Below are 13,874 nucleotides of genomic sequence, written 5' to 3'. Positions count from 1 at the left end.
CGGAGCGCATTGTCATGCGCCTGTTTGTGACGCCTGCTGGCGTGGCACGCCAAAGAAGACGGCAAGGCCTCCGATGAAGACCAGCGCAGCCACCAGCAAAATGCCAGCCGAGAAACTGCCGGTAGCGCTTTTCACCCAACCCAGGACGATGGGCGCAAAAAAAGCTCCGACCTGCCCCAGACTGCTGATGACGCCAATCCCGCCTGCTGCAGCCTCACCCGTGAGATAGTTCGGCGGAATGGTCCAGACAATAGCCGCCGCAGCGAAATAGCTCACCGAAACCAGGCTCAGGCATACAATCGCAGCCACCGGGCTTTCTGTAAACAACGTCAGCATCAACGCGCCAATGGCACCAGCGGTGGTCGACAGGGCGAAATGCCAGCGGCGCTCCAATCGCAGGTCGGAGCTGCGGGCAATAAACAGCATGGCAACGGCACCGACCAAGTAAGGCAGAGCCGACAGAAAGCCGATGTGCAGCATGTTGGAAACGCCCGTCTGCTTAATGATGGTGGGCGTCCAGTAGTTCAGGATCGTGCCGCAAATGGGTACCGTGGCCCAGCCTGCAGCAATCACATAGACGCGCGGATCACGCAAAGCGGCCATCAGGCTGCTCGGAGCGTTCTCCGGCTTCTGGCGGTTCTCTTCTTCCAGGGCGTTCAGGACGATGAGCTTTTCCTGATTGGTCAGCCACTTCGCATCCTGTGGTTTGTCGGTCAGGTAGAACCAAGCCACAATGCCCGCGACCACGGCCGGCAGGCCTTCTAAGAACAGCAGCCACTGCCAGTTGCGAAAGCCCCAGACTTCATGGAAGTTCTCGAGGATCAGACCCGACAGCGGACCGCCGATGATGCCGGCCACAGCAATCGCCAGCAGGAACCGCGACGTGATGCGGGCGCGGAGCTTGGCGGGATACCAGAACGAGAGATAAAGAATGATGCCGGGCCAAAAGCCTGCTTCCGCCGCGCCAAGCAGCGTCCGGGCCAGATAGAACTGCCACGGGGCGTTCATGAATGCCATGGCAGTAGAAATCCCCCCCCACAAAAGCATGATCCGCGTGATGGTCTTGCGTGCGCCGATGCGCCTGAGCAGCAGCGTGCTCGGCACCTCCAGCAGGATGTAGCCAATGAAGAACAGACTCACGCCCAGACCGTAAGCGGCATCGCTCAGACCAAGATCGTGCTTCAGATGCAACTGCGCAAAGCTGATATTGACGCGATCAAGATAGTTGAGCACCCAGCAGAAGAACAGAAAGCTCATCAGCCTGAGAGTGATCTTGCGATAGGTTGTCTCGACGGTTGCCGGGTCGGAAGTTTGATGCGGAAGCGCACCCACGTAGTTCAACGTGGAATCTGTCATTTCGGAGTCTCTTGGAGGCGTTTTGTCTGCTGCCGGCTTGAGCTGGCGGAGCAGCGAACACGTCTGAGTTCGCTTTACCGGCCGCCGCAATCAAGCCTTTATTGCTAGAAATCTATTCATTAGATATCTATTTATTAGATTACGAGGCTTCGAGAGTAGCGACAAGCAGGGTTTTCCCCTGGCGCGAAACCGTGCGCAAGTCAACTACTCCGCTTGCATAATTAGATCTCTAATAATAGAATTGCAAATATTGTCGAGCAAGTAAAGGAAGACAGGCATGACCACCCAGGAAAGCGGCTTTCTGCGTCTGAAGATCGCGGAGAAGGAAAAGATTGCACGCGACATCTGGCGCTTTGAACTTACCCATCCAGAGGGCGCGCCGCTGCCCCCGTTCGAGGCTGGCTCGAATCTGACGCTGGTGGCCCCCAACGGCATGCGCCGCAGCTATTCGCTCTGCAACGACTCGCAAGAGCGCAATCGCTATGTCATCGCCGTGAAGCGCGACAGCAATGGCCGTGGCGGCTCGATGAGTCTGGTCGACGACACATCCGCAGGGGATTCGATCGAAGCCTCTCTGCCGCGCAACGAATTTCCGCTTGATGAACGCGCCAAGTCGTTCATTCTCGTGGCTGGCGGCATCGGCATCACGCCCATGCTGTCCATGGCACGCCAGTTGAAGGCGGAAGGCCTGCGGGACTTCAAATTGTATTATCTGGCTCGGGATCCAGAGGGCACGGCCTTTCTCGACGAGCTCAGCAGCGACGAATGGCGCTCGTTGGTGAAGATCCACCACAGTTTCGGCGACCCGGCGAAAGCATTCGACTTCTGGGCCTTATTCGAGCGTCCCAAGGCTGCACATGTCTATTGCTGCGGACCGCAGTCGCTGATGGATACCGTTCAGGACATGACAGGCCACTGGCCGTCCGGCACCGTTCACTTTGAAAGTTTCGGCGCCGGCAATGCCAACACAAAGGAAAACACGCCATTCACGGTGCAGCTTAAGCGCACCGGCACCTCATTGGAAATTCCGAGCGACCGCTCGATTCTGGACGTTCTGCGTGCCTCGAACGTGCGCGTGGCAAGCTCCTGCGAAAGCGGTACCTGCGGCTCCTGCCGGGTAGGATTGTGCTCGGGCGAAGCGGACCACCGGGATCTCGTGCTACGGGACGATGAAAAGGATGCACAGATTATGGTCTGCGTATCGCGTGCAAAATCTGCGGAATTGGTACTGGACCTCTGAGCCACCAGCCACTTCGGTTGGCACGGCCAGGCATTGGCCTACCAACATAACAAGGGACATTGAACATGGATGAGCAGACTTCTACCTCAGCCACCAGGGCTCGGGATGCCAGTGCACCCACGCCGGTCGACGACAACAGTCTCGCCTGGACCGATGCACGCTTACTGGGATTTACGCCCATGGATGATGTGCATGAGGAGTTCTACGCGACTGCGCTGAAACTGGTGACCTGCACGGAGAAGAATGCCGCCCAGGCCATCGAACAGTTCGAGCAGCATGCCATCAGCCATTTCGAGCAGGAAGATGAATGGATGCGCACCACGAACTTCCCTCCTCGGGACTGCCATCTCGACGAGCATGCAGCAGTGCTGAAGTCGGTCCGCGAGGTCAAGGAAGCTGTTGCACAAGGACAAGCCGGCGCCGACATAGTCCAGGATATCGGCATGGCCCTCTTCCAGTGGTTCCCAGGTCATGCAGACTATCTGGATTCCGCACTGGCCGCCTGGATGACCAAGCTGAATATGGGCGGCAAGCCCATCGTGTTGCGACGCAAGCTTTGACAGTGCTCCAAGGAGCATCCGAGACACCCCTCTCCCCAAGCCAAGACCCAGATATCCCCACCAGAACGCGGGATCCATGCTCTATTTGATCCCAGGTTTTGATGGTGCAATCTTTTACCTTGAATGGAAGGAAGCACTATGGGCCAGGTTCTGCACGGGAGCGCCACAACGGCAGAGGCAGTCCGTCGAGCAATACAAAATAGTCAAGAGAGCCTGAGAGCGCTTTCTGCGCGCTATGGCATCAATCAGAAGACGGTGGCGAAGTGGAAGAAGCGGGCCTCGGTCACCGATCTACCAACAGGGCCGAGGCGGCCGCGCTCCACCGTTTTATCCGTTGAGGATGAGGCTGCGATCGTCGCCTTTCGCAGGCATACCTAGCTGCCACTGGACGACTGCCTTTATGCACTGCAACCGACCATCCCGTATCTGACGGCTCCTCGCTGCATCGATGTCTGCAGCGTCATGGCATCTCGCGGCTACCAGAGGTGGGTGGCGGCAAGCCTGCCAAGAAGAAGTTCAAGATCTACCCCATCGGCTACTTTCACGTCGACATTGCCGAGGTGCAAACAGCCGAAGGCAAGCTCTATCTGTTTGTGGCCAATGACCGAACTCCATGCCAAGGCCGGCAAGATGATTGCTGCACAGTTCTTGCGCAATCTGATCAAGGTAGTGCCATACGCCCTCCATACGGTACTGACCGATAACGGTATCCAGTTTGCGAACCGTGCCTGCGATCGGTACGCTGGCGATCACATTTTTGGCCGCGTCTGCACTGAACATGGCATTGGACATCGCCTCACCAAGATTAAGCATCCCTGGACTAATGGCCAGGTTGAGCGAATGAATCGGACCATCAAAGAAGCTACCGTCAAACGCTTCCATTACGACGATCACGAGCAGCTACGACAGCATCTGGCGGACTTCATCGATGCCTACAACTTCGGCCGAAGACTCAAGACGCTCAAGGGCTTGACCCCGTATGAATTCATTTGCAAGCAGTGGACATCCGAGCCCAAACGCTTCAGGATTGATCCAATCCATCAAATGCCGGGACTAAACAACTAGGACGTGTCATCTAATACGATAGTTGCTACGTTATCAGTAGCGTCATTCGTAGACATGCACTGACCAATGCCCAATGGGAGCAAATCAAAAGCCTACTTCTTGGCAGGGCCGGGCATGTGGGCGCTCCTGCCAAAAATAGCCGTCTCCTTGTTGACGCTGTGCTGTATCGCTATCGCTGCGGTATTGCTTGGCGCGATCTGCCCCAGCGCTTTGGCGACTTTCGAGTCGTTCACCTGCGCCACATGCGCTGGAGCCGCTCGGGCGTGTGGCTGCGGGTGTTTGAAGCACTCAGTGCGCTGCCTGATAACGAGTACGCCATGATCGATGCAACCATCGTGCGTGCCCATCAGCACAGCGCGGGTGCAAAAAGGGGGCAAAGCCAAGCCATCGGTCGCAGCCGAGGAGGTTTGAGCACCAAGATCCATGCCACCGTTGACGCTCTTGGCAACCCCACTGGTTTCCATCTCACAGCAGGGCAGGCATCGGATTTGGAAGGTGCAGATGTCTGGCTTGCGCGCACCGACGCGCAAGCCGTGATTGCCGACAAAGCGTATGACGCCCATGAACGCGTGGTTGAACCACTGCTGCGCCAGGGCAAGCAGGTTGTCATTCCCAGTATTCGGACGTGCAAAACTCAGCGCGGGTATGACCGCCATGTCTACCAAGAGCGGCATCTCATTGAGAACTTCTCTGCGCGGTTGAAGCAGTACAGGGGCATTGCCACGCGTTATGACAAAACGGCAGCGGCATTCTTGGGAGGGATCCACCTTGCGGCCGCTGTCGTCTGGCTCAATTGATGACGAGCCCTAGGGATATCACCGACCAAAAATCACGCTAGCCCTCTAATAATAATTTTAGACGTCTAATAAAATAGAGGTGAGGCATGTCAATGAAGAGAAGCAGTTGCGACGCAGAGAACAAGATTTTGTGCGCCGCAGCCGAAGCTGCCTCCACCATCTAGAAGAGGTGGCCAAGCCCGACTTCGCATCAATCTGCGTCGCCCGCATGCCGACATCGTTGCTGCTGGCTGCAAATGTGCATGTCATTTTTTAAACAGGAATTGTGCGGACATCTTAATGCCGGTACATGAGCGGATGGCGTCGGTGCCGTAAGAAATCACAAAAATCAGGAGACATGTCATGACAAGAGGAACTTTCTTGAAAATATCGGCTGCAATTGCCCTCCAGGCGTTGTCAATCTTTGCCTATGCTGATAGCGATTTCCCGAACAAGCCCGTAAAGCTGGTCATACCCTACGCTCCAGGGGGACTGCCGGACACCGTGGCCCGGGTTCTAGCCGAGAAAATGCAGGCAGACCTCAAGCAGCCGGTAATTGTCGAAAACAAGCCCGGCGGCGGCGGCGGCGTCGCCGTCACGGCCATCAAGCAATACCCTGCTGATGGTCATACCCTCCTGGTTACGGACGGCCCTCTGCTAGCGGTTTCTCCGATCATTATCAAGAACCTCAAGTACGATGCCCAGAGAGATCTGGATCCCGTTTCCCTGGTCGGTGTGGCCCCTCTGCTCCTGGTAACGAACTCTTCCGCCCCCTTCAAGAACATGCAGGATTTCATTCAATATGCGAAAGAGCATCCTGGCGAGTTGAATTACGGGTCTTCCGGAATCGGTTCAATCCACCACCTGACGGCAGAGGCCATGGCCCATTCGCTGGGCATCAATGTCAAGCATGTCCCATTCAAGGGTAGCTCCGCCTCCATTCCGGCACTGATCGGCAACCAAGTCGACATAACATTCGCCTCCCCCCCGAACCTGACGGGCTTCGTCCAAAGTGGCAAGGCCAGAATACTGGCGACCAACACCTTGGCTCGCAGCAAGGCCAATCCGGACATTCCTGCCATTTCCGAGTACGCCAAGAACTTCGACTTTGGCTTTACCGTGGTCATGCTGGCCAAGAAAGGAACGCCTGAGGCGTATCGGAACAGGATCAGCGATTCGGTCAAGAAAGCCGTCAACGATCCCGAAGTGAAGAGCAAACTGGAAAAAGCAGGAGTCGACTCCATTGCTGGAGGTCCTGCCGAGTTGGCGGCAAAGCTCGCATCTGAAAATAGCCGGGTCATTGCAGCGGCCAAGCTGGCCAACCTGAAACCGGAATAGAACCGGAAGCCTATTGCGACGACCTCGCAAACGCGGCTGTCGGGCCTGCTCAGGCTCATTCCGACCACCGCCGAGGGACGGGATCCGAGCGTGGCGACCAAGAGCATCTATGGCTTCTGGGCCACCAGGGATTTGCCTGCGGCGGAATTCGCCCATCTGAGCGATGCCCTGCGCAAAGTCACCGAACTGCCCGACGTAAAGCAGCGCCTGGAAACGCTGGGCGTGCTGCCGACCAGGGAGTCCCCAACAACCTTTGCCCAGAACATCGAAGAAGAGCTCAAACAAACTCGTGCGGTGCTGACACGGGCAGAAGTCCAACCAGAGTGATGAGCTAACAGCCACTCATGCGGATGCTGGAAGGTTGCGCGTAGGGCTGCCCGTAAAGAATCAAGCGCATTGTGAAGAAGAGGAATTGGGGCAAAGGCCCCAAACAAAATGAAGGAGGCACCAATGATCGGACTAGCCAAGCATGCTGTGGCATGCGCTGTGTTGCTCAACGTTTGCGGAGCTGCAAACGCGCAAGGAAATGTCACCATTTATGGACGCATGGACTCCGGCGTCGACTCGCCCCGCTCGGGCGGCTCCAGCATCAGTCGCGTGTATTCGGGCGGCAGTGCTGGTAGTAACCTAGGTTTCCGAGGTGTAGAGAACCTGGGAGGAGGGCTCTCCGCCGTTTTTCGCCTAGAGCAAGGCTTCTATCTCGATGAAGGTACATTGGCCCAAGGCGGCCGTGCGTTCGGGCGCGAAGCATCGGTTGGCCTCAGCGATACAAGGCTCGGTACCGTGCAGATGGGGCGCATTCCTACGCCCTACTATTCAGTACAGGGTAATGTGGATGCCTTCATCTGGGAGGGGGCGGGCGGGCTGCTGTCGCTCACCCGAAACATCAACACAACAACGCAGCGTCAGGTGTTGCCGATGGGGATAGCGGCGCGCCAGGACAACGCCATCAGTTATGTATCCCCACGTTGGGGTGGCCTTGAGGTGCGCGGGCAGTATTCCTTTGGCGAGAAGTCCGCGACGATCGGTCGCGGTTACGGAGTATCTGCACGCTATCAGGTTGATAGCTTTGACCTCAATGCTGGCTTCCAACAGCAGGATGGCGCGGACAACGCTGCTTCAGGCAAGGTCTCGGCAATGGTGCTTGGGGGGTCCTATGATGCCCGCTTCGCCAAGTTTTTCTTCGGTACGACGGTTGAAAAGAACTCCTGCAGCACCTGCACCGGCACCATCGCCCGAATGCCTGGGACTTCAAGGAGCGAGTTCAGGCTGACCAACGTTGGCGTACGCGTGCCATTCGGGCCGTTCACCGCCATTGCCCAGTTCACTCGAGTTAACGACCGTTCCGACTACACGACCTCGACTGGCAATCGCGATGCCAATTGGATTGCCCTTGGCGGTGACTATGACCTGTCTAAGCGAACGCGTCTCTACTTTGGCGCCGCACGGATTACCAACAAGAACGGATCGCAGTATGTACTGGGCACCGGAACTGCTCAAGCTCCAGCAACTTTAGTCGGCTCGGCGAACGGAAGCTCGCGCAATATCTACATGGGAGTCCGGCACAACTTCTGAGGGCCGCCCTAGGCGCAACAAAGCATCCTTTCAATGCTTTGTTGCGCCTAGAGGTGCGCCGTCCTGCACAGGGCATCCCGCCTCCTTAGCATGGCAAGAACAGGCGTGATGCCGATCCCTCCGGCCACCAACACGCTATGGGAGGCAGTCTCGACCAGGGGGAAATGATTGTGCTGTCCGCTAATCTGGATGACGTCCCCGACCCTCAGCTTTTGATGGACAAAGCGTGAACCGCCACGACTGGCTGGGTCCAGGGACACCGCCACCACATAGCGACGGCGTTCGCCGCCTGCGAGAACGCCAAGGTGACGCACATCAAAAAGACCAACGGCTATGAAGAGGATGGTCATTACCGTGTCGAATTCACGTACGACATCGAGCTCAAGGACCCCGACACCTTGAAGCGCATGCGCCAGACCTACCAGGAGGAGCGTGACCGCGTGAAAGCCTGGGAGGATGCCGGAAAGGCCGACCAGCAGCAAATCGCAACGCTCAAGACTGAGATCCTGGCGTTACGCAAGGAACACAACAGCAGCGCCCCCCGTCGCGAAGACTTCAACTTCAACAATCCACCGGGAATGGGTTTCCTGGAAGAAGACGCATATCGGAAAGCGCTGATCCAGTGGGAAAACGAGCATCCGCTGCCAAGCAGCCTGCGCCAGAAGATGCAGGCGCTCGATGCGATGGAGCAGGAAGCACGGCAAAAGCAAGAGCGCGACCAGCCCACGAACACCATCTACAACAAGGTGACAGACAGCGTCTGGTCCATGTACGTTGCAGGATGCCCGAATGGAGGCTCCACCAAGTTTTTGTATCCTGCGCTGCTTCAGATCCGCAACGATGCCGCCAAGGCACAGGACGTCCTGTACTGGCTGCAAGATCAGCAGCTTCAGATGAAGGGCAAGATCACCATGCGCAAGACTGAGAACGGTTGGCGAGCACTCAGCGAGGGCTGAGCCCTAAAGCACACCCGTTATGGATGCCCAGCGCCTAGTGCGCTGGGCATCCATGAATACACTTCTTTTTTTTTATATTAACGTGTGGCATGTGCGGAAACAGGTTCGCGCAACTGTCGATATACCTCTGCCACTAACAGATTCGCCAAGCCCTTGAACACCTTTTCATGTCGCAAAGCTTGATCGACCATACTGTAATGACTCTCTAAAGCGTCCACCACTGCATTATTGAGTTTGGTTTCGTATGCGCCATTAGCAAATGGCATCCACCGTATCGTTGGCCTGCGCTTGCTCCTGAAGGGATGGGTCATCAACCATCTTGCCGATCAACATGGTGATGTAGCCCTTGAAATCGGCATCTGAAAGGTTTCCCGAGAACACTTCGTTCATCTTTTGATGATGACGGAGAGTCGGTCTTCCGGGTCTTCCCAGGCTTGCCCCCGCCCGTGCCTATGGACTTCATCGGTTCGCCCGTGCCGGATTCCAGCCGCCGGGCAATCGGCATATGCCCGAGGCTTCCTGCCTCCTCGGTTGCGCACAATCGGTCCTCGAATGCAGGACCGCGCAATGCTCGACCCCAAGACGCTGCAGGCGATGGATTCCGCGGCGATGGCCGAGGTCCCCAACCGCATGCTGGCCGAGTTGGTCACCAAGAACCACCAGTTGCAGCCCAGTCGCTGGTCGCCGCGGGCTCCCATGAATGCGGTATTTGGTTTACAAAACGTCCAGCTAGATTCTGGCCGTTCCTAGTTGGAGGCAATGAGGATGAGGGTCTGTTACCTACTTGCAATCGCAGTATTGCTTTGGACCGGCTTACTAGTTCACGCATCCCCCTCAAATGACATTTCTCATGCGTCGCCTCACGGCTGCGAAATCATGGCCAAAGATTTGGAGGGAATGAATAGCCTTCCGAATACCCCTGAGGTAAACACTGCGCGTGCCGCGAAGTTGTACGCATACGCCAACAGAGGCTGCGGAAAAGCCACAGAGGCTCACAAAAAAGAATTTCTCGACTCGTATCGCCAACTTTCATCAGAATGCAAGCGAGCCCGGGGCAGAAACTGCGACCCGTTGAAAGACGCTGAACGCCCGTCAGCTCAGGCGAGCAGCGCGAATCCCCTCTCCCCGGATATCAACGGGAGCGGCCGCAAGGCCGCGCGCCCAGTGACAAATGCCAACGATAGCGTGCGCCCCATTTGGCCTTCGGACATGGAGCCCGGCAACATCTATTTCGTCGTTGAGAGCGGCTTCGAACAGGACGCTCCCATTATGGTTTCAGCCTCCAGTGGACAAGAGGCTGTGGCTCGGGTTCAAGCCGCTCGGGCAAACGACCGTTATCTGCGCCCCGCCACCTATCAACTCTTGGCAGGCCGGGAGTGCATTGGCCCGGCCTGGGGAGCTGTAGTTAGCAACGCGGGCGGTTCTCGTTGGGGTGGCGCTTGCGCCAAGACACCAGCCGCGGCCATCGAAGGGGCATTTGCCGGATGCCGGCAAGAGAACCCGCAAAGCCAGAATTGCGAGCTTGAAGTTTCCGTCGTGCTGGCACTGAGTGGCAATACCTCATGGAGCCCCGGAATCAGTTCCGGTGGTCACAATGGCCTACGCGGTAGATTTGGCTCATACAACGCACAGACCTGGATGGAGCAGTACACACAGAGTCCCGTCAAAAGCATGCAGCAGGCGCTTACGGGTTTTGACAAAGCATGCGCCGATGGACGGCCATGCTACAAGACCTCATCAAATATGGGCTGCATCCACACAACCCCACATTCAGAGACGCTCGAAAAGTGCATGGACAGGAAGCTGACACCTGCTGGATTGAGCGGCTCGATACGTAGCCGCATACGCTAAGAAAATTCTGAACGCAGAACTACTGGACGACCTGGTTCGCTATGTCACCCGGCAATCCCTCATTGAAGTGTGCACGGGCTACATAACCATTTCAGGCCGGGGCAGTAGGCTGTCAGCGCCGGTACCACCTCAGCTTCTACTGTTGCCTCCCAACCACGCAACCTTTGATTGCGAGATGGTGCAGTACAGTGGGAGAGCAAAAGGTGGCTTTGAATCACTCCGACCCGGGGCGATTCAGGGCTCACTTGCCACGCCATCAGCAAACATCGCCTCAATGACTGACTCATCCACCCCGGCCTGAGCGAGAAGCGCGCGCGAATCCGTTCCGCGGCGTACCGGGGTACGCAACTGGGGAGCTAAAAGCTCACTGGAGGTAACACCGACCCCGGGCACGGGTAGCCACGCAGCACGTCCAAGATGAACTTCTCTTCAATGGCTTGGCGCACAGAATACACATGGAAGGGCACGGGCGTGCCGTCCGTGCCCGTTCGCCCAAACAGCTCCATGATCTGGGGTTTAGGCGTCGCCGTAAAAGCGTAGTACGACACATTGATCGGTCGCGGGCGCAAAATCATGCTGCTAAAGCATCCACTCATAACACACAATCCAGTGCCCTATTCGCTGGCTTGTCTCACATAACTTTGTTTTTTTGTGGAAACTCGATCACGGCAGCACCCTCGCGCAAGCGATCCAAGTAATCAGCCCACTGCTGAACCTGATCGAAGCGCTTTGCCAAGTACTTCGTCCGGTTGTAGCTACGTCCGTTGGCATCCTTGACGGCATGCGCCAGATTGGCCTCAATCGCCAGCGGATCAAGGTCAAGCTGATCGACCAACATGGTTCTGGCACTCGCTCGAAAACCATGCCAGCTTTGCTCTTCGCCAACTCCCAGGCTGTACAGAGCTGTACGCACAGAGTTATCGGACATTGGGCGGTCGTGGTCACGTTGACCAGGGAATACATATCGTCCACGGCCACTAAGCGGCAGCAATTCACGCAGCATCGCCACAGCTTGCTTTGGCAGTGGCACCACATGCGGTTCCCCATTTTCTTTTTCCTGCACGCTACGCTTCATCTTGGCGCTAGGGATCTTCCAAAGCGCTGCATCCAGATCCAATTCTGCCCACTCCATCATCCGAAGATTACCTGGGCGTTGATAAAGCAAAGGAGCTAACAAAAGAGCTGTGCGTACAAAGGGTCCACCTTTATAGGCGTACATGGCTCGCAGAAGCTCCCCAAAGCGCTGGGGCTCCACAATCGCAGGAAAGTTCGTGCCTCGATATGGAGTCAATCGAGCTTTCAGGCCTTCGGTGATGTCACGTTGAGTATTGCTGGCTGTTGGTAGCCAGTAGCGCCAGACCTGCCGCGCCAACATCAGTGCACGGTCAGCGGTCTCCACAGCCCCGCGCGCTTCCACTTTCTGTAGCACAGCGAGTAACTCCATGGGCTGGATCTGCGCCATTTCCCGTTCACCAATCCACGGGAACAAGTCGCGCTCCAGTTGACGATGCATTCGCTCAGCATGACCTGGGCTCCAGCGCGGCACCTGCTTTTCGTACCATTCCAGCGCCACCGCTTTGAATGTGTCAGCTACCCCAGTTGGGTTGACCAATTTTTCCAGCTTGCGTGCCTTAGCGGGGTCGATGCCTTCTGACTTCTGCAACCGAGCAGCATCCCTAGCTTTCCGAGCAGCAGTCAAACTAACTTCCGGATAGCGGCCTAACGCCAGGCGCCCCTCTTTACCATCTTTTCGATACTTCCAGAACCAGCGTCGAGAGCCTGCAGGGCTGACCTCAAGGTAAAGGCCGCCTGCGTCAGAAAAACGCTCTCGCTTGGCACCGGGGGAACAAACTGCGTTTCGGCACTGTGCATCAGTCAACATAGGGGGAACAAATCCTCTCACAAAGGCCTCCCCCAGAGGGGAAAGGGGGAACAATAGTGGGTAAATTTACCATTACCCCCGCTTGTTCCCCCAACTGTTCCCCCTCTATGCATTGGCAGCAATGAAATCACTTAAGACATAAAAAGACGATAAGTCATTGATTTCTCAAAAGAAAAAGGGGTTCAATGAACTTCATTGAACCCCTTTGTACAGGTGGATGGTGGAGCTGGCGGGAATTGAACCCGCGTCCGTAAGCCTTCGCCGGACAGATCTACATGTTTAGTGCTCTGTTTTAAATCTCGCCACCCAAACCCCGCAGGCACACGCTGCTTGGGTAGCCAGCTTCCTAAAATCTCGCCAAATACCAAGAAGCCCGGTATCCAGCCAGCTAATGTAAATTCCCTTGCAGCCGGGAGGTATTGCTACCCCCTTGCCCAGCCCACTAGCGTGCTGTTGCAAGGCTCACCGGATTAAGCGGCGAGTGCGAAACGTTCGTCGTTTGCAGTTAGTTTTTTGAATGGAGATTTACGAGCATCACTCAAGCTCGACATGCACCGCACCGGTCCCGAACCCACGTCGAAACCAGGACAGCCCCTTAGTTGCCTATTCTAGCCTCATCCCAGCAACTTCAACAGCTCAAGCGGTGAATTGATATGTGCATCGGCACCCCAGTGAACCGTATCTGCTGTCGCACCTAGGTAGCCATAGCGTGCAGCTACGGTTTTCATACCCGCTGCTGCACCCGCCTGGATATCGCGCTCGTCATCTCCGACATAGATGCAATGCTCGGGAGCAATCTGCATGCGTCGTGCGGCTTCAAACAAAGGCTCGGGGTGAGGCTTGGAATGCGGCGTCGTGTCCCCGCTAACCACAGCTGCCGCCTGGGCGAACAAGGGCATCTGACGTGTCAGCGGCTCGGTGAAGCGCATGGACTTGTTGGTCACCACACCCCATAGAAGCGGGCCGGCTTCCAACGCCCGGATCAACTCGGGCACGCCATCAAAAGCATAGGTGCGCTCGGTCATGCATTGCTCGTAATTGCGAAAGAACTCCTCCCGCATTTCTTCGAAGCCGGCAGAATCGGGCGTCATGCCGAACGCAATACCCAGCATTCCACGCGCTCCAGCCCCAGCCATATGGCGGTAGGCATGGAGTGGCAACGACGGCATGCCGCGATCCACACGCATCTTGTCTGCTGCAGCCCCCAGATCAGGAGCGCTGTCGATCAAAGTGCCATCCAGATCGAAAAGAACGGCTCTAACGTGCTTCCACATG

12 protein-coding genes, 1 other RNA gene and 1 pseudogene are annotated in these 13,874 nt (G+C 56.6%); 9 read left to right on the top strand and 5 right to left on the bottom strand.

Annotation, left to right across the window (positions count from 1 at the left end):
* Positions 1-12: 12 nt before the first annotated feature.
* A complete protein-coding gene (locus tag MPZ60_RS07790; protein ID WP_012837649.1) occupies positions 13-1,356 on the bottom strand; it encodes an MFS transporter in 1,344 nt (447 codons plus the stop codon).
* A gap of 277 nt (positions 1,357-1,633) precedes the next feature.
* Here MPZ60_RS07790 and MPZ60_RS07785 point away from each other — a divergent pair, with 277 nt between their 5' ends.
* The 8 genes and pseudogenes from MPZ60_RS07785 to MPZ60_RS07745 all read left to right on the top strand — a co-directional run bounded on the left by MPZ60_RS07785 (position 1,634) and on the right by MPZ60_RS07745 (position 8,866).
* Complete coding sequence (locus MPZ60_RS07785) at positions 1,634-2,596, top strand: PDR/VanB family oxidoreductase (protein ID WP_012837648.1); 963 nt, start codon at positions 1,634-1,636, stop codon at positions 2,594-2,596.
* A gap of 65 nt (positions 2,597-2,661) precedes the next feature.
* Positions 2,662-3,156, top strand: a complete 495-nt coding sequence (locus tag MPZ60_RS07780; protein WP_012837647.1) for a bacteriohemerythrin — start codon at positions 2,662-2,664, stop codon at positions 3,154-3,156.
* A gap of 138 nt (positions 3,157-3,294) precedes the next feature.
* Positions 3,295-4,221, top strand: a pseudogene (locus tag MPZ60_RS07775) (IS481 family transposase).
* A gap of 44 nt (positions 4,222-4,265) precedes the next feature.
* Positions 4,266-5,018, top strand: a complete 753-nt coding sequence (locus tag MPZ60_RS07770) for an IS5 family transposase (protein ID WP_034358988.1) — start codon at positions 4,266-4,268, stop codon at positions 5,016-5,018.
* 342 nt (positions 5,019-5,360) lie between these two features.
* Positions 5,361-6,335, top strand: a complete 975-nt coding sequence (locus MPZ60_RS07765) for a tripartite tricarboxylate transporter substrate binding protein (protein WP_012837644.1) — start codon at positions 5,361-5,363, stop codon at positions 6,333-6,335.
* 12 nt (positions 6,336-6,347) lie between these two features.
* Positions 6,348-6,662: a tripartite tricarboxylate transporter substrate-binding protein gene (locus MPZ60_RS07760; RefSeq protein WP_122974738.1), complete on the top strand. Its 315-nt coding sequence runs from the start codon at positions 6,348-6,350 to the stop codon at positions 6,660-6,662.
* A 123-nt stretch (positions 6,663-6,785) separates the two neighbouring features.
* Positions 6,786-7,910, top strand: coding sequence for a porin (locus tag MPZ60_RS07755; protein WP_012837642.1), 1,125 nt, complete (start codon positions 6,786-6,788; stop codon positions 7,908-7,910).
* A 305-nt stretch (positions 7,911-8,215) separates the two neighbouring features.
* Complete coding sequence (locus MPZ60_RS07745; RefSeq protein WP_012837641.1) at positions 8,216-8,866, top strand: hypothetical protein; 651 nt, start codon at positions 8,216-8,218, stop codon at positions 8,864-8,866.
* A 252-nt stretch (positions 8,867-9,118) separates the two neighbouring features.
* Here the strand turns inward: MPZ60_RS07745 and MPZ60_RS07740 are convergent, their stop codons facing one another.
* A complete protein-coding gene (locus MPZ60_RS07740) occupies positions 9,119-9,256 on the bottom strand; it encodes a hypothetical protein (protein ID WP_019043395.1) in 138 nt (45 codons plus the stop codon).
* A 177-nt stretch (positions 9,257-9,433) separates the two neighbouring features.
* On the opposite strand from MPZ60_RS07740, the gene MPZ60_RS07735 reads away from it, so the two are divergent.
* Positions 9,434-9,616, top strand: coding sequence for a hypothetical protein (locus tag MPZ60_RS07735; protein WP_123974922.1), 183 nt, complete (start codon positions 9,434-9,436; stop codon positions 9,614-9,616).
* Between the two features lie 1,732 nt (positions 9,617-11,348).
* Here MPZ60_RS07735 and MPZ60_RS07730 read toward each other — a convergent pair.
* From MPZ60_RS07730 to MPZ60_RS07720, 3 genes are all read right to left on the bottom strand, one after another.
* On the bottom strand, positions 11,349-12,599 hold the full coding sequence (locus MPZ60_RS07730; protein WP_012837638.1) for an integrase arm-type DNA-binding domain-containing protein: 1,251 nt from the start codon (positions 12,597-12,599) through the stop codon (positions 11,349-11,351).
* A gap of 218 nt (positions 12,600-12,817) precedes the next feature.
* Positions 12,818-13,194: a transfer-messenger RNA gene (gene ssrA / locus MPZ60_RS07725) on the bottom strand.
* A 19-nt stretch (positions 13,195-13,213) separates the two neighbouring features.
* Positions 13,214-13,873, bottom strand: coding sequence for an HAD-IA family hydrolase (locus tag MPZ60_RS07720; protein WP_034358986.1), 660 nt, complete (start codon positions 13,871-13,873; stop codon positions 13,214-13,216).
* Position 13,874 lies beyond the last annotated feature (1 nt).

Origin of the sequence: Comamonas sp. 7D-2 (genome assembly GCF_022749555.1) — a bacterium.
In the GTDB taxonomy this organism is placed as follows: domain Bacteria; phylum Pseudomonadota; class Gammaproteobacteria; order Burkholderiales; family Burkholderiaceae_C; genus Comamonas; species Comamonas thiooxydans.
Note: the sequence above shows the minus strand (reverse complement) of the source record. Positions and strands in the feature narration are given on the sequence as shown.